Annotated in this window: 21 protein-coding genes; 12 read left to right on the top strand and 9 right to left on the bottom strand. The window is 43.0% G+C overall.

What is annotated here, in order from left to right; all coding sequences use genetic code 11:
• Positions 1-78: 78 nt before the first annotated feature.
• The 6 genes from Q0K96_RS11540 to Q0K96_RS11515 all read left to right on the top strand — a co-directional run bounded on the left by Q0K96_RS11540 (position 79) and on the right by Q0K96_RS11515 (position 9340).
• A complete protein-coding gene (locus tag Q0K96_RS11540) occupies positions 79-474 on the top strand; it encodes a molecular chaperone Tir (RefSeq protein WP_297334146.1) in 396 nt (131 codons plus the stop codon).
• Between the two features lie 4 nt (positions 475-478).
• Entirely contained in the window at positions 479-1195 is a 717-nt protein-coding gene (locus Q0K96_RS11535; RefSeq protein ID WP_297334145.1) for a PspA/IM30 family protein, read from the top strand.
• A gap of 12 nt (positions 1196-1207) precedes the next feature.
• Positions 1208-1861: an OB-fold-containig protein gene (locus tag Q0K96_RS11530; protein ID WP_297334144.1), complete on the top strand. Its 654-nt coding sequence runs from the start codon at positions 1208-1210 to the stop codon at positions 1859-1861.
• A gap of 135 nt (positions 1862-1996) precedes the next feature.
• Positions 1997-4057, top strand: a complete 2061-nt coding sequence (locus Q0K96_RS11525; RefSeq protein ID WP_297334143.1) for an SPFH domain-containing protein — start codon at positions 1997-1999, stop codon at positions 4055-4057.
• 74 nt (positions 4058-4131) lie between these two features.
• Positions 4132-4455, top strand: a complete 324-nt coding sequence (locus Q0K96_RS11520) for a hypothetical protein (RefSeq protein ID WP_297334142.1) — start codon at positions 4132-4134, stop codon at positions 4453-4455.
• A gap of 31 nt (positions 4456-4486) precedes the next feature.
• Positions 4487-9340 (top strand): DNA repair ATPase, encoded by a 4854-nt coding sequence (locus Q0K96_RS11515; protein ID WP_297334141.1) that lies wholly within the window; start codon positions 4487-4489, stop codon positions 9338-9340.
• Between the two features lie 141 nt (positions 9341-9481).
• Here Q0K96_RS11515 and Q0K96_RS11510 read toward each other — a convergent pair whose 3' ends face one another.
• From Q0K96_RS11510 to Q0K96_RS11475, 8 genes are all read right to left on the bottom strand, one after another.
• Positions 9482-11644 carry a M12 family metallo-peptidase gene (locus Q0K96_RS11510; protein WP_297334140.1) on the bottom strand — a complete coding sequence of 721 codons (2163 nt, stop codon included), beginning with the start codon at positions 11642-11644 and terminating at the stop codon, positions 9482-9484.
• A 154-nt stretch (positions 11645-11798) separates the two neighbouring features.
• Positions 11799-12701, bottom strand: coding sequence for a histone deacetylase (locus tag Q0K96_RS11505; RefSeq protein WP_297334147.1), 903 nt, complete (start codon positions 12699-12701; stop codon positions 11799-11801).
• The gene (locus tag Q0K96_RS11500) at positions 12701-13018 is read right to left on the bottom strand and encodes a hypothetical protein (protein WP_297334139.1); all 318 of its coding nucleotides are present in this window, start codon (positions 13016-13018) and stop codon (positions 12701-12703) included. The genes Q0K96_RS11505 and Q0K96_RS11500 overlap by 1 nt, the downstream gene beginning before the upstream one ends.
• A gap of 33 nt (positions 13019-13051) precedes the next feature.
• Complete coding sequence (locus tag Q0K96_RS11495; RefSeq protein ID WP_297334138.1) at positions 13052-14206, bottom strand: beta-ketoacyl synthase N-terminal-like domain-containing protein; 1155 nt, start codon at positions 14204-14206, stop codon at positions 13052-13054.
• A 53-nt stretch (positions 14207-14259) separates the two neighbouring features.
• A complete protein-coding gene (locus Q0K96_RS11490; protein WP_297334137.1) occupies positions 14260-14862 on the bottom strand; it encodes an SET domain-containing protein in 603 nt (200 codons plus the stop codon).
• 27 nt (positions 14863-14889) lie between these two features.
• Positions 14890-16194: an adenosylmethionine--8-amino-7-oxononanoate transaminase gene (gene bioA, locus Q0K96_RS11485; protein ID WP_297334136.1), complete on the bottom strand. Its 1305-nt coding sequence runs from the start codon at positions 16192-16194 to the stop codon at positions 14890-14892.
• Positions 16194-16814 (bottom strand): dethiobiotin synthase, encoded by a 621-nt coding sequence (bioD, locus tag Q0K96_RS11480; protein ID WP_297334135.1) that lies wholly within the window; start codon positions 16812-16814, stop codon positions 16194-16196. Before bioD ends, bioA begins: the two co-directional genes overlap by 1 nt.
• Positions 16811-17227 carry a DUF2007 domain-containing protein gene (locus Q0K96_RS11475; RefSeq protein ID WP_297334134.1) on the bottom strand — a complete coding sequence of 139 codons (417 nt, stop codon included), beginning with the start codon at positions 17225-17227 and terminating at the stop codon, positions 16811-16813. Before Q0K96_RS11475 ends, bioD begins: the two co-directional genes overlap by 4 nt.
• Before the next feature lie 147 nt (positions 17228-17374).
• Between Q0K96_RS11475 and Q0K96_RS11470 the strand changes: the two genes are divergently transcribed.
• Positions 17375-18478: an AI-2E family transporter gene (locus Q0K96_RS11470; protein ID WP_297334133.1), complete on the top strand. Its 1104-nt coding sequence runs from the start codon at positions 17375-17377 to the stop codon at positions 18476-18478.
• Here the strand turns inward: Q0K96_RS11470 and Q0K96_RS11465 are convergent.
• Entirely contained in the window at positions 18468-19607 is a 1140-nt protein-coding gene (locus Q0K96_RS11465; protein WP_297334132.1) for an 8-amino-7-oxononanoate synthase, read from the bottom strand. The genes Q0K96_RS11470 and Q0K96_RS11465 overlap by 11 nt on opposite strands.
• A gap of 126 nt (positions 19608-19733) precedes the next feature.
• Here Q0K96_RS11465 and Q0K96_RS11460 point away from each other — a divergent pair, with 126 nt between their 5' ends.
• From Q0K96_RS11460 to Q0K96_RS11440, 5 genes are all read left to right on the top strand, one after another.
• Positions 19734-20252 carry a DUF2975 domain-containing protein gene (locus Q0K96_RS11460; RefSeq protein ID WP_297334131.1) on the top strand — a complete coding sequence of 173 codons (519 nt, stop codon included), beginning with the start codon at positions 19734-19736 and terminating at the stop codon, positions 20250-20252.
• Between the two features lie 3 nt (positions 20253-20255).
• Positions 20256-20777 carry a DUF2975 domain-containing protein gene (locus tag Q0K96_RS11455; protein WP_297334130.1) on the top strand — a complete coding sequence of 174 codons (522 nt, stop codon included), beginning with the start codon at positions 20256-20258 and terminating at the stop codon, positions 20775-20777.
• Between the two features lie 2 nt (positions 20778-20779).
• On the top strand, positions 20780-21004 hold the full coding sequence (locus Q0K96_RS11450; protein WP_297334129.1) for a helix-turn-helix transcriptional regulator: 225 nt from the start codon (positions 20780-20782) through the stop codon (positions 21002-21004).
• A gap of 42 nt (positions 21005-21046) precedes the next feature.
• On the top strand, positions 21047-21286 hold the full coding sequence (locus Q0K96_RS11445; protein ID WP_297334128.1) for a hypothetical protein: 240 nt from the start codon (positions 21047-21049) through the stop codon (positions 21284-21286).
• A 1-nt stretch (position 21287) separates the two neighbouring features.
• Positions 21288-21754, top strand: a 467-nt coding sequence (locus Q0K96_RS11440; protein WP_297334127.1) for a DUF4062 domain-containing protein, incomplete at its 3' end; no start/stop codon positions are given.

The following is a 21754-nucleotide window of genomic DNA, read 5'->3' as shown; positions in this document are numbered from 1 at the left end:
GTTAAAAACTACTTAAAATAATATTTGTGAGCACACAAAAAAAAAGCGAGTTTTATAAAATTATTTAATTACTGTAACATGAAAGACTATTTCGGAGTGGTAAAAGATTACCTGAATGAGCTTCAGCTGGAAATTAAATATGAAAACCGTAGTGAATGCGTTTTCATGGTCAGCAATGAGCAGGAGGGTATAATTAACCTTATTATCTGTGTGGCATATCCCATTGTTATTTTCGAACAGTTCCTGTTTGAGGTAAAGCCGGATGCTTACCCGGTGTTTAAGGAGCTGCTCCAGAAGAACCGCGATATTATTCACGGTGCGTTTGTGCTTGATGATACAGGCAGAAAAGTAATTTTCAGGGACTCGCTGCAACTCGAAAATTTAGACCAGAACGAGTTTGGGGCAACGTTAAATTCGCTGAGCCTGCTGCTAAGCGAGTATTCGGAACAGATTATTAACTTTTCAAAAAATTAATGTGATGAGATTTTTAAGAAGATTATTCAAGATTGGGCAGGCCGAAGTGCACCATGCGATAGACGGAATTGAAGACCCGATAAAAATGACCGAGCAGGGCATAAGGGACATGAAAGATGACCTTGACAAAAGCCTGGAGGCGCTGGCGCAGGTTAAAGCCATGAGCATACGGGCCAAGAACGAGGTGGAGGAATATGGCAATAAGGCCGAAGATTACAGCGAAAAAGCCATGCTGATACTCAAAAAAGCACAAAAAGGCGGCATAGAGCCGGAAGAAGCCGACCGTTTGGCTACCGAAGCGCTTGTAAAGAAAGAAGAATCGTTAGCGCACCAAAAAAGGGCAGAAGCAGATAAGGAGAAATTTGACCATAATGTAGTGCAAATGGAAGCCAACGTGCAAACCATTAAGCAGAACATAAACAAATGGGAAAACGAGCTTAAGATACTGCGCAGCCGTGTTAAGGTGGCCGATGCTACTAAGAACCTGAACAAGCAGATGGCAAAAATAGACAGTAACGGAACTATTTCTTTACTGGAGCGCATGAAGGAAAAGGTGTTGCAGGAAGAAGCCCTTGCCGAAGCCTATGGCGAAATTGCCGGTGCATCTAAATCTATAGATGCAGAGATAGATAATGCTGTTGATGTAAAAAAATCCAAAGCGGTGAGCGAGCTTGAAAAGCTAAAGGCGCAAATGGGCATCAGTGGCGAAAAGAACGAGTAACAAACAAACCCAATGAAGGAATTAATAGAAATTTCTTTTTCGCCTGTAAATGCTTTTTTCACCATAATGTCTATTGTTATGGTCATTTACTGGGTGCTGGTTATTATTGCCGGCCTCGACCCCGACCATTTCAGTATAGATTTTGATTCGGCAGATATTGATGCTGATTTTGATGCCGACCCAACCAGCAGTGAAGGCGCAGCAGAAGGCAGCAGCTTTATGAAGGTACTGGAGTACTTTAACTTTGATGAGCTGCCCCTGATGTTTATTGTTACCATCATGTTTTTCAGCATGTGGCTCATAGGTGTCAACATTACTTATTACCTGGGTATAGAGAGTACATTGCTGGGCTTCCTGCTCATAATACCCAACCTGTTGTTTAGCCTGTTTCTTGTTAAGCTGCTTGCAAAGCCGCTTGGCTACCTGTACAGGCAGGTAAACCACAAAGGCGAGCCAGAGATAGATTTTTTAGGGCGCAGGTGCAGTGTGGTATCATCGGTAGGGCCGCAAAAAACAGGCATGATAGAGTTAACCGTTAACGGCGACCCTATAAAGTTGTATGCGCGCAGCAATACCGAAGAAGATATTACCGCAGGGCAGCAGGCTGTAATAGTGCGCGAAAGCGATGACAGGAGGTATTACCTTATAGAAAAGTTTGACTATTGATTTAACTGCATAATAATTATAACATCCAACAACCATGATATATTTTTTTACCACGCTTATCAGGGCCCTCATAGGCCTGATAACATCTGTTCTTGAAATCATTTTATAAACCAATCAATTAAACACTAAATTACAATGTTAGGAAACACTCTGTTAATTACCATGATAGCCATTATCATTGTGGTTATCGGCCTGTTGGTATGGGTTATCTCCATGTACAAGAAAACCATACAGGGCAAAGTTCTTGTTCGCACCGGCGCAGGCGGTACCAAGGTATTTTTTAATGCGGGCCTTGTAGTGCCGGTACTCCACAAAATGGAGATAATGGATATCTCTGTAAAAAAGCTCGAGGTAGAGCGCACCGGCGTAAACGGGCTTATCTGTAAAGATAACATCCGTGCCGATATTAAGGTTACCTTCTTTATCAAGATAAACAAATCGGCTGCCGATATTATAAATGTGGCACAAACCATTGGCTGCGAAAGAGCCAGCGAAATAGAAGTACTGCGCAACCTGTTTGATGCCAAATTTTCTGAGGCGCTTAAAACCGTAGGTAAGAAGTTCGACTTTATCGAATTATACGAAGCGCGCAGCGAGTTCCGTGAAGAAATCATATCCATCATCGGTACCGACCTTAACGGTTATATACTGGATGACTGTGCTATAGACGACCTGGAGCAGACTTCATTAAGCCACCTTAAGACCGATAACATTCTTGACTCTGAAGGTATCAAGAAGATTACAGAGCTTACAGCGGCACAAAATATTAAATCGAACCTAATCCGCAGGGATGAGGAGAAAACCATCCGCAAGCAGGACGTAGAGGCGCGTGAAGCAATTTTAGCTTTAGACCGCCAGCTTGCCGAGAAGGAAGAGATACAAAAACGTGAAATTGCCAACATCAAAGCCCGTGAGGAAGCCGAAATAGCAAAAGTAAACGAAGAAGAAAGGCTTAAAAGCGAAACAGCCCGTATCAACACGGCTGAGAAAGTACAGGTGGCCGAAGAGAATAAAGACAGGCTTGTTATAGTAGCCGCCAAGAATAAAGAGCGTACCGCCGCCGTAGAGACCGAAAGGGTAGAAAAAGACCGCGCATTAGAGCAAACCGAGAGGGAGCGTATTGTTACCCTTGCCCAGATTGAAAAAGACAAAGCGGTTGAGGTTGAGCGCAAAAACATACAAAATGTTATCCGCGACAGGGTAATGCTCGAAAAAGGAGTGGTTACAGAGCAGGAAAGCGTTAAGGATATTGAGGCATTTAAGGATGCCGAGAGGAAGAAGAAAGTAGCAGTTACACTTGCTGAAAAAGAGAGTGAAGAGCTGTACATTAAGCGCCTTAAGGCTGCCGAGGCAGAGAAAGAAGCCGCCAAGCAAAAAGCCGAAGAAATTAACATAGAGGCTGCCGCAAGGATGGCTGCCAGCGAAAAAGAAGCCGAAGCCCGTAAAATACTTGCCGAAGCCAAAGCGAAAGAGGATGCCACATTCGGACTTTCTGAAGCGCAGGTAATGCACGCCAAAGCCGATGCTAACGAAAGGCAGGGTATTGTTGATGCCCTTGTTATCGAGAAGAAGGCGCTTGCCGAGGCCGCAGGCCTTAAGGCAAAAGCCGAAGCCGAAAGAGAACTGGGACTTTCTGAAGCTACTGTTATTAAAGAAAAAGCAATGGCAGAAGCAAGCGGTATAGAAGAAAAAGCCGAAGCGATGAAAAAGCTTGACGGAGTAGGTAAAGAGCACGAAGAGTTCAAGCTAAGGCTTAACAAAGAGCTACAGGTAGATCTTGCCCACATCAACATACAGAAGGATATAGCTGATGCCCAGGCCAATGTTATAGGCGAAGCGCTTAAGGCTGCCAAGATTGATATCGTGGGTGGCGAAACCATGTTCTTTGACCAGATCGTGAACCAGATTACACGCGCCAAAGGCTTTGACAGGCTGGTAAACCACAGCGAGAACATCAGTGAAATAAAAGACGCCATTCTTGGCGAGGGCGGCGAAAGCAGGGAAAACCTGCTGGACCGTATAAAAGGCTTTGCTGATAAGTATGGTATATCAAGCGAGGACATTAAGAACCTTACGGTAGCCGGGTTATTGATGGAACTGCAAAAACGCAGTGACGACTCGGGCGAGAAAGGCCTGTTCTCTAACCTGATGCTGATGGCTAAGAATATGGGCTTGTCAGACAAAAAACTGGGATAGGCAGTTTAGTTGATTTTTTTAAATAATGCCTTCGGCGCCCCAGGGTGCCGGAGGTTATCTTATCCTTCCTGAATATGAAGCGCTTAACCGGAATTGTTATTATAATCGCTCTCTTTATTTCCTGTGATTGTTACAGGGTTGTAACAGGTACAACTATAGACAAAGAAACAAAAGCCCCTATAAAGGATGTACTTGTTTACAACAAGAAAGATAAAGAGTATACTAACGTATATACTGATTCTTTGGGGGACTTTAAGTTGGCAGATATAAACGGAGGAATACTAAGATGCCCGCCAATGAATGTAGTTATTGAGGCAAAAGGATATGTTATAAAAGAAGATACAATACCGGCAGGCAGCAATAAAATTATTGAACTCGAGAAGATTAAAACTAACTGAACCGTTGGTTACACTATAAATACAAGCAAACATGAGTACACTGGAAGGCGGTACCTATGAGATTATACAGGGGCGTTTGCAAACCCAGAAAAACGACCTTTTGGGCAGGCTGCAAAAGCTTAACGAAGCCCGTAAGGAAGTTTTTGGCAGTATAGAAACCAAACTCATAGCCAATAACCGCATTATTACCCAAAACAACTGCATTCCTGCCGATATTGTATCGATAGGCGAAAGGTGCATACTGGGCTATAATGTGCACTTTGGGCTGCGTACCGATATTAAGGCGGAAGATGTATTCAGCATCTATATATATGAAAATGAAGAATTTCGTGAAGAAGGGCTTGAATTTATAAATGACGAAACCTTCCATTCCGATTTCTTCAACCTTTATAAATACTACAGGGATACCAGTTTCCGCAAATTCTTTATTGCCGGCAACTACCTGCACATGGTGTTCCAGATAAGCGACCGTCTTAGTGACATAAAGACTTTTAAGTGGCTGATTAAAGACAACACACTTACTTATATAGACAACCGCAGCGACCACGAATACAAATTTCCACGCCAGCACGATTTCCGCTGGCAGGAAACCACCCGCGATATGCAGCGTTATGGCAAGCACCCGCATGTGTCAATACTCGACAAGGTGTTTGTAGAAACTGTTGGTGGTACCCTCACCATTAAGATTGAGGACAACACCACGGTTGGTAAAGGTATTTATGACGAGGAGGTATCGCACCCGGACCAGACACTGGACGATGGTAACTTTCAGTATGCCGACCTGGGTAACCTTATCGCACTTCGCATAAAACCGTTTCAGGAAGAGCCGCGCTATTTTATATACAACCACAAGCTGCAGGAAGTCCGCAAAATAGACAGCCTTGAAACTTCGGCAATACTGCTGCCTGACGATCATGGGCTAATCTTTTCTAACGGCTATTACCTGCAAACAGGGGAGTATAAGATATATGAAAACAGCCTGCAGAACCTAATGTTCCAGGAACGCATTGCGTCGCCAAACGGCGAAGACTTTATGTATGTGTTCTATGAGGAAAAATTCGGGCAGTATGTGCTGATGCAGTACAACCTTATTACCCGCGAGGTAACCACACCCATAGTATGTAACGGCTTTACCATTTTAAAGAATGGCGAGCTGTGCTACTTCCGCGCGGAGGATGAGGCCACAAAGAACCATTTGGTACAGATATGGCAAACGCCATTTGTAAAGGGCGATTTTATGCCGTCGCCGCATAAAGACAGCTACATCTACAAAATAGGCAATAAGGATATTGTGAAGGCTATGGCTGATTGCCAGGCTATTATAACGCTGCTGAACAAAAATGACGATTACGAGGGTTTGTATGCCGACCTTACCCGCATGGCGCAGAACATACTCGATGGTTATTACTGGATAAACAGTAAAGAGACCTTTGAGCTTAACCTGCCGCTTACCGAGATAAAGAAAACGGCTAACGCCGCCATAGACGAATTTGAAAAGGTGGTGCAGCTAAGGCAGAATGCAAAAAAACTTACGGATGAGGTACGCCAGAAAGCCGAAAGCCTGTTTGTAAAAATAAAAAGCTCGCCGCTGGATGACATTGATGTATATGTAGCTGATTTAGCTGCTTTACGTTCATTGCGTGGCGAGGTAATAAGTCTGCGTGAAGTGCGGTATGTGGATTCGGAATTCATCAACACGCTGGAAGCTGAGATAGTTGAGGAAACAGAAAAAATATCGCAAAACTGCGTACAGTTCCTGATGGATGATAAGGCGCTGGAGCCTTATCATGCCCGTGTTGATGAAAAGAAAGGCGCAATTGAAAGCATAACTACGGTTGCAGAAGGCAAGGCATTACAGGAAGAAGTGAATAAAATTACTGCCGACCTAGAAATGCTTATCGATATTGTGTCGAACCTGAAGATAGAGGACACGAGCAAATCAACGCAGATAATCAATAACATCTCGCTGATATTTGCTACGCTAAACCGTGTTAAAGCTGATATTAAGAACAAGATAACCTCTTTGGGCAGTAAGGAGGCGAAAGCCGATTTTGCCGCGCAGGTAAAGCTGATAGACCAAAGTATTGTTAATGCGCTCGACAGGGCTGTTACACCCGAAAAGGCAGACGAGCTACTGAATAAAATATCGGTACAGTTGGAAGACCTAGAGGCGCGTTTTGCAGATTATGAAGAGTTTACAGGCTCTGTCATGGAAAAGCGTGAAGAGGTTTATTCGGCATTCGAGGCGCGCAAAAACGCACTTATAGAAGCACGCAACAAAAAAGCCGTAGCTATAGAGACTGCTTCGGGGCGCATTCTTAAAAACGTTGCGGCAAAAGCGCTTACGTTTAATTCGGTTGAAGAGATAAACGGCTATTTTGCATCCGACTTGATGATAGGCAAGCTGCGCGACCTTGTGCAGCAACTGCATGAGCTTGAAGATACAGGCAAGGCAGAGGCCATTGAAACCGAACTGAAATCGGCGCGGGAAGATGCATTGCGCAAGCTAAAGGACAAGCAGGAACTGTATGAAGACGGTGAAAACATTATCAGGCTCGGTAAGCATAAGTTTGCGGTAAACAGGCAGCCGCTCGACCTTACCATAGTTTATAAAGACGGCAGCCTGCAATACCACCTTACCGGAACCGATTTTTACCAGGATATAAAAGACAGCCTTCTGCTTTCGTCACAAAAATACTGGAACCAGGAACTGGTAAGCGAGAATGAGCACATATACAGGTCGGCTTTCCTGGCCTATAAGATATTCCGCAACCAGAACCCGCAGCAGCTTTTTGAAATGGAAGACAGCGCATTGCAAGTTTTGGTGTCGGAAGAAACATCTAAAAACTATACAGAAGGCTATGTAAAAGGCGTGCACGATGCAGATGCTTTTAAAATACTGAAAGTGCTGGCGGCAAAGCACCATAACCTCGGGCTGCTGCGATATGCGCCTGCAATAAGGGCATTGGCACAGTTCTTTTGGTATGGTATGGAAGATGAGGCGCGCACAAAGCTCAATAAAAAAATTAAAGCAAGCGGGGCGGTACTTTCAGTATTCCCCAACAGCAGGGAGTTTGAATATGTAATTGACGATATAGCGCAGCGCTTACAGGCTTTTATTAACGAAACAGCCTTTGGCAGGACGTTTACAGAAGATGCTGCTGAGGCAGCACATTACCTGTTTGAGGAGCTTAAAGATGATGATGCCTTTACCGTAAGCCACAAAGCCGCACAGTTAACAGAGAGCTTCCTTAAAATGCTGGACAGCAAGAACGCTTCTGTCAATTTCAGGCACAATATAGATAATGCACCCGATAAAGAAAGCGGTGTATTGCTTGCGGCACAATGGGTAGCTTCTTACCTGAATGAAACCGGGCAGCAGCAGTTTCTGAATTATTTATATGAGGTCACCGCGCTGCTGTTGTACAGGCATGAGTCGGCGGAGAAAGTAGTCGCTATAGAGCCTTCAGAAGAAAGACAGGGGTTTGCGGGTTCTCACCCAACAGTAGCTGATGGAAATTATAGTTTCCATTACCATGAATTTATACGCCTTCTTTCAAAATATTTTGAAGAAGAAGTGCCTGCATTTGAGAAATTTCGCGCCGAGCGCCACAGGATTGGGCAGGAAATGAAAGAGCAGTTAAGGCTTAACGAATTCATGCCGAAAGTACTTACTTCATTTGTGCGCAATAAGCTGATAGACCAGGTTTACCTGCCGTTGTTTGGCGATAACCTTGCCAAACAGTTAGGTACTGCGGGAGAGAACCGCCGCACCGACCGTTCGGGTATGTTGCTGCTGGTATCGCCGCCGGGCTATGGTAAAACTACGCTTATGGAGTATATCGCCAACAGGCTTGGTTTGGTGTTTATGAAGATAAACGGCCCGGCAATAGGGCATGACATTACTTCTGTCGACCCATCGTCGGCTACCAATGCCGCAGCCCGTGAGGAACTTAAAAAGCTGAACCTGGCGCTGGAAATGGGTAACAATGTAATGCTTTATCTTGATGATATACAGCATTGCAGCCCTGAATTCCTGCAAAAGTTCATTTCACTGGCAGATGGTACGCGAAAGATTGAAGGGGTGTACAACGGGCAGCCCAAAACCTACGACATGAAGTCGAAGAAGTTCTGCGTGGTGATGGCGGGTAACCCGTATACCGAAACCGGGGAAAAGTTCCGCATACCGGACATGTTGGCTAACCGTGCCGACATATACAACCTGGGTGACGTGATAGGCAACAAGGCCGACCTTTTTGAACTGAGCCTTATAGAAAACGCGCTTACCGCTAACCCTGTACTGGCAGGACTGATGGCTAAGAACGCTGATGACCTGTACCCGCTGATACAAATGGCGGAAACCGGGCAGCGCGATGGCGCCGACCTGAAAGGCAACCACAGCAAGCAGGAAATAGAGACCTATGTTGCGCTGCTGGATAAGATAATAAAAGTGCGTAATGTTGTACTTAAGGCCAATGCCGCCTATATAGCCTCTGCCGCGATGGAAGATGCTTACCGGACCGAGCCGCCGTTCAGGCTGCAGGGTTCGTACAGGGATATGAACAAGCTGGTGGCTAAGATAGTGCCGGTAATGAATGATGAGGAAGTAGATACATTACTGCTTTCGCATTACCGTAACGAAACGCAAACGCTTACCAGCGCCGCAGAAGCCAACCTGCTTAAATATAAGGAAATGACCAATTCGCTTAATGAAGATGAAAAAGCGCGTTGGGCATCTATAAAAGAAACTTTTGTAAAGAACAACAAGCTGAAAGGCTTTGGCGACCGTAATGAAATGGCGTTAATGCTGTCTCAGGTTGCAGAGTTTACAGAGCACCTTGAAGGGATAAAGGATATCCTTAAAAAAGGGATAGAGCAGAAATAAAAAGGCTGCCTTAGGTGTGTTGTTGTTCCATTTCGACCTTGTGGAGAAATCTCTAAGAATTTCTATTTAGATTTCTCGACTTCACGTTGTTACGCTCGAAATGGAAACACACTTAAGGCAGCCCTGTTTTTTAAAAGGCTTTTACTGCTTCACTACCCTGAAGTTCGTTTCTTTAGTGCCATTTGTAGCTTTAAAGAAATAAACCCCGTTAGCTAAAGCCGAAATATCTATGGCAGTTTGCGTAGCATTTACCTGCCTTGTGAAAAGCAACTGGCCTGATACAGCATATACTTTTACCTCTGTAATTTCTTCGCCGGCGCTTATGTTGATTGTACTTGTGGCAGGGTTAGGATAATACATAAAATTACTGAATGCATTATCATTTACACCGCTTACAGCATTGATACATTCAACCGTTGCTACCCATCCTCCTGCATTTATTATTTCGTCAGAAGTAAACTCAAAAGTAAGCGAGCCGTCTGCCGCAGTAGAGGTTATCTGGTTTTGTACGAATGCTCCGGTAAAATTACCAATTAGAGGAGCAGTAGTGCCTGCACCGTTATAAACCCTCAGGAAGTCGAAATCCTGCTCCAGGCTGAAAGACGTAAAGGTTACGCGTATTACCTTTCCTTCTTCTGTAGGGGTAAAAGTACGTGTTATCTGCTGGTTATCACTGTAATTGGCTGTAGCACCTCCCGGGTCTGTAAATGTCTGGCCTTCGCACCAGTCAGCATCCGTAGCAAAAAGTATTTCTTCTATCTGAGATACGCCCAGTTCGCATACAGAGCGTACTTTAAGCACATAATATGTATTTGGCTGCAGGCCTTGTAACGTTACCGATTGCGCGCCTACTTCGTTCCACATATCACCCTGCGTTGCGCTCGCCTCGTGTACCATTACATCCCAAAAGCCTGTAGTGTTCGCCGGGTCATCCCACGAAGCTACAAAATTGCTTGAAGATGAACTTGTTACTGACAGATTGCTTAAACCGCTTTGGCAGATAATGCTTTCACAGGTTGTGGCAAGGCAGTTTGCAGAGTTTACAACATTGGTCATTAGCGCGGTAGGCTGTGGCCCGAAACCGTTGGCAAGGTTAACCCCTACCTGGCTTAAATGGCAGTAACTCATTATAGTACCGCCTGTAGGGGGTATTGGCCCCGGTGAACAGCCACCTTCGGTATCAAAACAACCGTCTATAGCAGTATTGTTACCGTTCCATGCGCAGGCATGTGTGTGTGGTGAGCCTAACTGGTGGCCAAACTCGTGCGTGCAGGCCTGTACACTCCACGAGTACTGTGGCAAATCTGCCAGGAAATTATCGTTTACATCTACATAGCTCACATTAATGGGAGCGTTGCACACACCGTTAAGAAAAGCAAGCCCGCCTAAGCCTCCGGCATCTTCTCCAACAAGCTGGCCTAAGTCGCCATCAAAACTATTAAGCTCGTGCTCTTCCAGAAAGCCAAAAAGTTTATCTTCGGCGTCACTTCCTAAATAAGGGTCGAAAGACGTCCAAATAAAAAACGATTTTAATGCGATGTCTATACCGTCATTGGCATATAGCGTCTGTATGCTGTTGAATAAAGCAGTAAGCCAGTTGGCAGTAAGGTCCTGATTTGAAAAGTTTTCCTGGTACATGTTAAAATCTACTTCAAAGTAAATTCCTACACAACGGATGGTTTCAGTACTCTGCGCGGTTGCCGCCGATTTTTTACCAAAACTCCTGCCTTCTTTAATCTCATCCGATATTAAACAGTTAAAAGAATTGGCAACATTCAGCTCGCTGTCAGAGTAAATAATGTATTCAGAGAAATTGTGTTCTTTTTTCAGTTTCCCCACAACAATATTATTATACTGCTGGTTAGAAACAATACCCGCCATTTCATTTTCAAAGAAACTGAAAGAGGCTAAAGAGGCATTGTCGTTATTAATGATGCCCCTGTAATACACCCCGTGTTTGTAGGCAAAGTCTTTTTCTTTGTCAGTATCTGCATGAAAACCTTCGGCAAAGATGTTTACTTTATACAGGCTTACGTTTATTTCAGTACCCTGGTAAGGTATAGTAAGCGTTAGTGTTTCCGGCTTATTATCGTATATTGACTTTAAAACAGCAGTATTTAGCGTAGCATAAGTTTCATTCTCCACTACCGGATAATCTTTCGTGCCCTGAGCAGGCATAAGTGGGCTAAAGCTCTTAAAATCGGCTCTGTTACTGCGTAGCTCCTGCACTTTTGCAGCAACTCTTTGCTGTGCGTAAAATGGCATTGAGCAAATTACCGCAAGTAATAGTAAAAGTTTTTTCATAGTTAAAAAATTAAAGGGTGCAATATATATTAAAATATTTTAAGCGTGCGAAAACACGCGTAAAATATAATATAAAACGAATATAATAAGCTATGTAGTATGTAATTAGCGTAAATGAGTATCGGTGCATGCGGAATTAGAATTCGCAATGATTTTAAAAATAAATTTGCTTAGCCGCACGGTAGGTGTTGGCATGTGCCTCTATAATTGTTTTAATATCGGGGCTGTAGCCACCGCCCATGCTGCATTGTACAGGTATGTTGAGTTTATGGTAGGTGCTCAGTACATATTCATCGCGTTGCCTGCAACCTTCTATGCTGCACCCTAACTTGCCCAGTTTATCTGAAGCGAGTATATCTACCCCGCAGAGGTAAAATATAAAATCGGGCTTAATCTTTTCAGTCAGTTTGGGTAATGTTTCGCGGAGTATAGACATATATTCAGCATCAGTGGTATCGTCAGGCAGGGCAATATCAAGGTCGGATATTTCTTTTTTGAACGGATAATTGGTTTTGCCGTGCATGCTGAAGGTAAAGACACTTTCGTTACCTGCGAAAATTTCAGCCGTGCCGTTACCCTGGTGCACATCAAGGTCAACAATCAGTATTTTTTTCGCAAGGCTGTTGTCTAAGAGGTATTGTGCCGCTATTGCCTGGTCGTTAAGCAGGCAGAAGGCTTCTCCGTGGGTGCTGTAGGCATGGTGGGTACCGCCGGCTATATTGAATGCTATACCTTTTTCTATTGCCTGCAGGCTCCCCCAGATGGTGCCCTGCACTATGCGCAGCTCACGCTCTGCCAGTTCTGCCGAAAGCGGGAATCCTATTTTGCGTGCTGCCCGCGCATCCAGCGTAAGGTTGAGGAGGTCGTTTACATAACTTTCTTTATGAACCCGAAGTACATGCCCCATATCGGGCATGGGTGGTGCATAAAAATCGCTCTCGGTAGCCGTTCCTTCATGTATCAGTTGCTGTGGCAGCAGCTCATATTTTATCATGGGAAACCTATGGCCTTCAGGCAGCGGGTGGCGGTATATAGGGTGGAAAGCAATAGGCAGCATTACAACAATGAAAATACATTCCACATAAGCAGCAAAATGCTGATAATACCTGATACTATACCGGCCAGCCTTAGCTTGGGTGCAGCCATGCTTTTATAAAAAAGCCCTGCTGCAAGCGCCAGCATCAGTATATTGATTAGTGTTAAAAGCCGTCCGTTCCTTAAAAATTCAGGGAAGTAGGAGAGATAAATTTGCAGTGAGGTTTCAAAATCGGTATTATTTTCGGCAGTTACTATCCATAAAGCCATATTTGCCGCAGGCAGTGCCAGCAGTAGTAGTGCAGCAGCAAAAAAATAAGATGGAGCCTTGCTGTTCATCAGGTAAATATTGCTACCCAAATGTACTTAAAATTATCGGCTAATTAAAATACTAACGGCATTACCGCCAAAACCAACTGCGTTTACGAGTACTTTTTTAATATCTTTTGTTTGCTTTTGTGATGCAAGATAGGGCACATTAATAAACCCGTTGTGCTGTATCATCATGAGGCCAAGCTCCAGGCTCAGCAGCCCCGAAGCACCAAAAGTGTGGCCCGTTTTCCATTTGTTGGTGGTAAGCAGGGGCAGGCTTTCGCCGAAGACAGCTTTTACGGCATTATATTCCGATAGGTCGCCTTTTACAGTACCTGGGGCATGCATCACAACAGCATCTACTTCTTTTGGGTTAATACCTGAAATCGCCATTTGCATCGACTTTTGCAGGCACTCCGCATTCGCAGATATGGATACGCTGTGTTTCAGGGCTTCGGTTGCATAGCCTATACCTTCTATATAGCCGAGGGCATTTGGCACCCTGCCGGGTACAAGGCAGGCAGCCGCAGCGCCTTCTCCCAAGACCATGCTGTTGCTTTTTTTGGTTAAGTCCATTGCAAGGCACGGATAATCACTTTCTTTTGAAGCATATATTTTCATGGCCTGCATCTGTGCAATGGTAAAAGGGGTTAGGGGAGCTTCGCTGCCGCCAACTAAAAACTTTTGCGCCATGCCCGACCCAAGCCATGCAACGCCGTTAAGTACAGCATGCAGCGCAGTAGAACAAGTAATGGAGTGTGATATATCAGGCCCGGATGATTTAAGGTCCTGCGCCACCCAAGAGGCTATATTGCCCAGTGTGGTGGTAGGAGATGCCTGCGTAGCCGTAGCGCCCGTAGTAATGAACTCGGAATGGTACTTTTCGAACAACCCGGTTGCGCCCCGTGAAGAGCCTATATTAATGCCAAAATCGTCGCCTGATTGCCATCCGGCAGCTTTAACAGCCTGCCTTGAGGCTACAATAGCATATAGCACTGAATCGTCAAGCGCTGCATACCTGCTTTCTGTTTCGCGTAATGTTCGTATTTCCTGCTGTAACGTTTCCGGTAAAGGCGCGCCAAAGGCTGTTTTGTTGCCAAAGGTTATTTTGCGGATGCGCGTTGCATCATCAAGGTAACTTTGCCAGACCGTTTTGGGATTGTTGCCTAATGGAGAAAACGAAGCGAGTGAGGTAATAGAAACAGGTAGTGCCAAAATGTGTTGCATTTACAGGCAAAAGTACTGCAAAAGCAGTTAATGGCATAACCTTATGGCCTGTTTGCCTCAATTTGCGGAAAATAACAGCTTTTTATAGATTTTAACGGCTGCTGCCCTGCCAGCACCTTACTAAACTCTTCCCACAGGTTAGCGGGTATGAATTTTTGCAATGGCTGTGCCACTTCCGGAATATTGTGCAGGTTGTCCTGTATGGCTTTATCCCATACATCATGATACTTTAGCAAATCATCCGGATAAACCACTTTACGCGCTGTGCCTTCATCTTCTGCCTCAAAAGGTTCAGACACATTCAGGTAGCCGTAATCGTCTGTTAGCTGCTCGCCCGGGTATATGTCACGAATGGCAATTTCAAAATCATAGGCGGTGCTCATGCAGCTTGGGTTAAAGCTGTGGTTTACATATTTGGCTATGTCCCAGCACAGCACTTTTTCGCCCCGCCCGTTTGTAAAAGAGTAGATTTCGATGTAGCTGTGCATTAATGGGTTTATTTTAGAGAGAGAGTCGGCGGTATAGATGCTGTCCAGATCATCCTGAACCCATGTTATTGTGCCTTTTGGAATGAATTTCTTTGCTACAACACCATAGCCCACTATGTTGTTGATAAAGCGGAGTTCAGTATCAGGATGGATCATACAAATGATGTAATTAGTAATCCTAAATTACATTATTTTCTCTATCGCCAATGCTACCTTTTCATAAATATTTGATAACAAATCATCGCTTATAATATAAGGCGGCAGTATGTAAATGATGTTTCCTACAGGCCTGATAATTATACCGTTATCAATAAAAAAGGTGTAGAGCCTGTTGCGAAGCCCGCCGTAGTAGCTTTCTTTGCTGTCGGTTGTAAGCTCTAAAGCCAGGATTACGCCCAGCACCCTTACTGTTTTTACACGCGGATGATGCTCTATTGTTGCCTTAAAACGCATGTGGTTTTCATTTATACGGATGAGGTTTTGCTGCATTTCGGGTTGCTGTAACAGCTCTAAACCGGCCAGTGCTGCCGCACAGGCAGTTGGGTTAGCTGTAAAAGTATGCCCGTGAAACAATGCCTTGTTAACATCATCATCATAAAAACCGTCAAATAGCTGTTGGGTAAAAGTAGTTATTGCCATAGGTATGGTACCGCCGGTAAGGGCTTTACTCAGGCACATCATGTCGGGCTGCTCTGTAAGGTAATTGCAGGCAAAATTTTTTCCTGTTTTGCCAAAGCCTGTCATTACTTCATCGGCTATGGTAAAAATGCCGTTTTTCCTGCATATTGCTATAAGCTCGTTTAGCGGTTCCGGCTCATACATAACCATGCCTGCCGCTCCCTGTACCAACGGCTCAAATATAAAAGCCGCATAGTTGCCCCCCGCAGCCAGTTCCTGCATCGCTTCAAGGCTTTCCTGCTCTTTGCCTTTAACGGGAACGGGTATACGGGTAACTTCTATCAGCGAGCCTTTAAAAGCCTCTGTAAAGAATGATATGCCACTTGCCGCCATTGCAGCAAACGTATCGCCATGAAAGGCATCTTCAAACGCAATTATGCGGGTGCGCTTTTCGCCTTTGTTGTAATAGTATTGCAGGGCTACCTTAATGGCAACCTCTACCGCCGTAGAGCCATTATCTGAAAAGAAAAGTTTTTGCTGGTTATCCGGCAAAATTTCAATCAATTTTTCGGAAAGCTGTACAGCAGGCTCGTGCGTAAAACCACCAAACAATACATGCTCCAGTGTTGTGAGCTGCCTGTAAACGGCATCGGCTATAAATTTGTTGCTGTGCCCGTATGGGTTTACCCACCACGAAGCTATGGCATCTATATACTGTTTTCCGTTTTCATCCCACAGCAGGGCGCCTTCGCCGCGCACAATACCAACGGGCAACGCTGCTGTTTTATGTTGTGTATAAGGGTGCCAAAGGTGCTTTGCATCGCGTTCTGCCAACGAAGCATTTTGTGCATTTGCCTGGTTTTTGGTCATTATTTAAGTTTTAAAAGGTTATCTCGAAATGCATCGGCATATTCGGCAATAACATTTTTATCAAAATACGGCTCATCGGCTATCCTGCCTATAACGGGCGCATTTGTTTTCTTTAAGATGATATCTTCAGTCGGCTTATTCTCGTTACCGTTAAAAATAATGCCTGCCGGATGTATGCCCCTATTTTGTAATGCCTCAAACGTTAGCAGCGTGTGGTTGATGCTGCCCAGGTAGTGGCGTGTTACTATAATTACTTTATAGTCGGGCTTAATTAAGTCGGCAATGGTGTCCGTATCATTAAGCGGAACCAACAGCCCGCCCGCACCCTCTATTACCAGATTGTTTTTGGTTTTAGGCTCTTTTACAGCATTAAGGGTAATGGTAACACCGTCAAGCACGGCGGCAAGGTGAGGGCTTGCAGGAGTATTTAATGCATAGCTGTTTGGGTGATAAACCGTTTTACTGTTGCTTATGTATTTCTTTATTTTATGAGTATCAGAGTTATCAAGGTCACCCGCCTGCACGGGTTTCCAGTAGTCGGCCTCAAGCGCTTCGGTAACTATGGCGGCAGCTACTGTTTTGCCAACATCGGTGCCTATTCCTGTAATAAATAGCTTCATTTTATATTGAATTCGTTGTTGCAGTTATTGCATCGGTATTTGTATTTAGTGTAAAATGGTAACGTGCCCAACAGCCCGAAACTAAAAAGGAAGGCTAGTAATGATTTTGTATTTCTTACCGTGCTGCCTACTTCCACTTTCTGATCGCCACAGTTAGGGCAGGAGATGGGTATGCCGTTTTCGTCAACAGAATAGCGGCTTATGCTTTCTAACACTTTATTAGCGTTTTCTACATCCTCGGCTTTTACATACAGCTTTACGCCACCTATGGCATTGCTTACAAGCGGATCGGTATCAATGGTGAAATTATCTGCCATGAAAACTTCTATGCCTTCATGTTCGAGCCTGCCTTTTACTATATGTGCTTCCGAAGCATATTCAAAAGCCCTGATTTTTACAAATTCTTTTTTCATATTGTGCAAAAATACAAATATTCATAAGGCTGCAGTATCGGCAACAGCAGTATATGCAGTTGTTCAATTTTAATAAAACATTATCAATATCAGGATTTTATTATATGTAAATTTGACTACCACCCTTATTTTAACATGTGTTTACTTATGAATGAATTTAAAATACCCAATTATATAAAAACGGTTTATATATCGTTGCTCATAATAATCATAATCTTTTTTATGATAGTGGCTAAGGCTATACTGGTACCGCTTTTTATTTCAGGCTTTATAGCCATGCTCCTCACATCTGTCTGCAACAGGCTGGAGCGAAGGAAGATTCCCCGATCTATAAGCGCATTTATATGCCTTTTGGCTTTTGTATTTGTCATATCGGGTACGCTTATATTCATTTATTTCCAGGTGCGCGGATTTATAGAAGATCTCGGCAGCAATATGTCGGAGAAAATTAACGGCTATGTTATAGATGCCAATACATGGGCTTATGAAAACCTGGGTGTGGATATGGGTATGTACAATGGTTTTGAACTAAACAAAGCAGTAGAAATTGTACAGCCTGAAGATGCCAATACCAGCCAACTGATATTCTCGGTAATAAACACTTTGTCTGATATTATATTGCTGCCCGTATTTATTTTTTTCCTTTTGATTTACCGCGACCACCTTGCCGTATTTATCAGTAAGGTTTTTAGTAAGGAAAAAGATGGCGACCTGCTTAAGAAATTATCTTCTATCAGGCGTATTGTACACGCTTATATAACCGGGGCAGGCAAGGTAATGCTGATACTGGCAATAGTAAATACCGCAGTACTCTTTGCACTGGGTATAGAGCATGCTATATTTTTCGGGGTACTGGCGGGTATGCTTAACATAATACCTTATCTGGGGCCAATACTCGGAGCGATACTGCCGTTTATTTTCGCACTAATTACCAAAGACAACGTTTTTTACCCGATAGCTGTAGTGGTGGCGTTTACCTTTATACAATTGCTTGAAGGTGCTTTTTTAACACCTAAAATTACAGGTGGCAATGTAAACCTTAATGCACTTGTAACCTTTTTAGGATTACTGATAGGTGGCGCAATATGGGGCATAGTGGGCATGATACTGATTATACCTACCATTGCCATTTTAAAGAAACTGTTTGAAATGAGCCCGGACACCCAACCGTATGCCTACCTGTTTGGAGAAGAAGACAGTAACTGGTTTAAACGAAGGCCAAGGCGGAGCAACTCTGAGGTTAAAGGATAGCTTTTAAGCTGTATAATATACCTGATATCTCATCTTGTGTATTATAGCTGTGCAGGCAAAACCGCAGCCTTTCCTGCCCTCGGGGTACAGTAGGGGAGAGTATCGGCTTTATGCTGTACCCCTGCTCCTGTAATTGCATTGCAATATGCCTTACTTTTTCATTTCCCGGAATTACCACGCATTGTATAGCCGAATCGCTTGGTATTAGATTACTAACATGAAGCCTGTTTGCTTCGGCTTTAAAAAAGGTAACATTCTTAAAGAGTGTCTGCCTTGCTTCTGCCTGTTGCAGCATAACCGAATAGGCCGCACTAATTTTTGCCAGGGCATGGGGCGGTAACCCCGTTGTGTATATAAGGCTCCTCGCAAAATTAACAAGATACTCTTTCAGCTCCTTAACGCCCAAAACAGCCGCGCCGTGGCAGCCCATTGCCTTACCAAAAGTAACTATCCGGGCAAAAACTTCATCTTCAAGCCCTATGTGCTGTATAAGCCCTTCGCCATTCGTGCCGAAAATGCCCACAGCATGCGCCTCATCAATAACGATGCGGCAACTGTATTTTGCAGCTATGCCTGTCAATTGCTTTAAATCAGGGCTGTCGCCATCCATAGAAAAGACAGATTCGGTAACAATATAAAGCTCCTGTGCCTTTTCGCGGTGTTGCAGTATGCTTTTTTCGAGTGCTGCTAAATCATTGTGTTTAAATTTATAAGCAGTGGCGTTGCCAAGCCTTAACCCGTCGCGTATGGATGCGTGTATAAACTCATCATACAGCACAACATCATTTTTTTGGGGCACACAGGAAAAGAAACCAATATTGGCATCATAGCCTGAATTGAATATCAACGCGCTTTCTACATTATGAAACTGTGCTATGGCAGTTTCTGCTTCTCTATAAAGGCTGTGGTTGCCTGTTATAAGCCTTGAGCCCGTTGCACCGTTCCCGTAAAATTTCCTTTTTGATAAAAGATTATCAGCCGTTTTGTGCAGAGCTGTGCTTTTTGAAAGCCCAAGGTAATCATTAGAGGCAAAGTCTGTTAAATGGAGTGCATCAGGTAAGCTGCGCAACGCGCCCTCATTTGTCCTTGTTTGCAGTTTTTTTTCCAGGCTTGGTGGTAGTGCTTTCATGACATCAAAAATAAGTATCTTTTAGAAACCTTCACATTTAATCGTCCATGTTGAAAAGCAATTAATAATTATTGTTTTTCAATAAAATTTATATATTTGTATCGCGTTAATCTAAACTAAATTACGATGAGAAAACTCTGGCTTTTAAAATCACTTATTGACATAGTCTATTTTTTTGCTGTTTTAGGAATTGTCTTTGGCTTACCGATGATACTTATGATTGCAATAATGCCTGAGCAAGTTCCTTTTGACTATACAATATCGGTAAATGATGAAATTGTAACTGATACAACAAGTTTGGAAATTGTTCTTTCAATGGTTATAATGTATACTGGTTATGCCTTTCAGGTATATGCTATCTATTTATTTAGAAAAACACTTGTTTTATTCCGGAAGCGAATAATTTTTGATACTGCTGTCATTAGAAATTTCGACCAAATGGGAAGAGCTATATTAATAGGTTATGCACTTATTTTAGTACCTATTATATATTTTGCACTTACTAATAGCCCAATCAAGATAAATTTGGAGTTTATGATTAATGACTATTTACTGATACCCGGTCTTGGCCTTTTCTTTATTGTACTTAGTGAAGTATTCCTGATGGCAAAAGGCATTAAAGAAGATAACGATTTAACCGTATAAGCTATGAAAGGTAATTTAACAGCTATATTATTTACACTAAAAATTTTAATATTATTTATGTGCGGCACTGCAATAGTGCAGTTTTTTAAAGCGTACAAATTAATAGTGATTCCCGAAGAAGCGGAAATAATGGCGCGCGAGCAGTTTGAGGGTATGCATGGCTTTGCCGACCAGCCTTTAACGTTAGCTGTTTTTTATGCTTTATACGGGCTTTTGCTCTGTTATCTGGTTTATGTGTTGCTGCAACTGAGGCGCAGTTTTATACGGCTTAATAATGATGAGGTTTTTTATGAGAACCAGCCATCCGAGTTTAAAAAGGCGAGCAGCGGCATTATTATTTTCGCTAAAACAAAATACCTGCTGTTTATTTTTGTGGGTGTGTTTTGGTTTAATAACCCTAGAATTATATTTGCTGAAATACCCATGTTACTTGTGGGCTACTTAAGCGGCAAGATTATATATGTATTTCATTACCTTACCCAAAAAGGTACGCAGCTTAAAGAAGAAACAGACTTAACTATTTAAGCATGGCTATAATTATAAATCTTGATGTTATGCTTGCTAAGCGCAAAATGCGCAGCAATGAACTTGCCGAGCGTGTGGGCATTACTACAGCCAATCTTTCTATCTTAAAAACGGGTAAAGCAAAGGCCATACGCTTTAGTACGCTGGAGGCTATTTGCCGCGAGCTGGATTGCCAGCCGGGCGATATTATAGAGTTTGTAGATGATGATGTGCCTAATAAATTGTAAAATTTATATCTTAGATAAATAAATTTTAAACTAATTATTACTATGGCAAATCTAAATTTCCTTTATAACCAAGAAGTAATGGCTTATATTGACATTGATGAAAATGAACCTTTAAAAATTGAAGGCAGAATTATTGATGTCAATGTGAATGATTTTTATTTCTATGAGAAGGGTGAACCAGTCTATATAACAGTTAATATTGAGCCTTTAGGAGATGTGCCAGAGGATATAGACTATGAATACTTTATAAATATTCCACTTAATAATATTTACAAGTTATAATATGAAGGATAAAAAACTACAGGTTTTTGTTTCTTCTACATATACTGATTTACGTGAAGAGCGACAAGCAGCTGTTGAAGCAATTTTATCTTCGGGTCATATACCTGCGGGTATGGAATTGTTCTCAGCCGGTGATGAATCACAGATGACTGTTATAAAAAGATGGATTGATGAGTCTGACATTTATCTTTTAATATTGGGTGGGCGATACGGTAGCTTGGAGCCAGCCTCAGGTAAAAGCTATACTCACTTAGAGTACGAATATGCGTTAGAGAAAAGAAAGCCATTATTCGCAATTGTTATTACTGAAAATGCACTCAACGAAAAAGTGAAAAGTAATGGAATTGATTTTATGGAAAGAGAAAATACTGGATTACATAACGAGTTTAGAAAAATTGTGTTGAGTAATATTAGTAAATTCTGGGATGATAAAAAAGATATTAAGTTAGCTATTCATGAGACACTATC

It is taken from the genome of Flavobacterium sp., from assembly GCF_024305175.1.
Classification (GTDB): domain Bacteria; phylum Bacteroidota; class Bacteroidia; order Flavobacteriales; family Flavobacteriaceae; genus Flavobacterium.
Note: the sequence above shows the minus strand (reverse complement) of the source record. Positions and strands in the feature narration are given on the sequence as shown.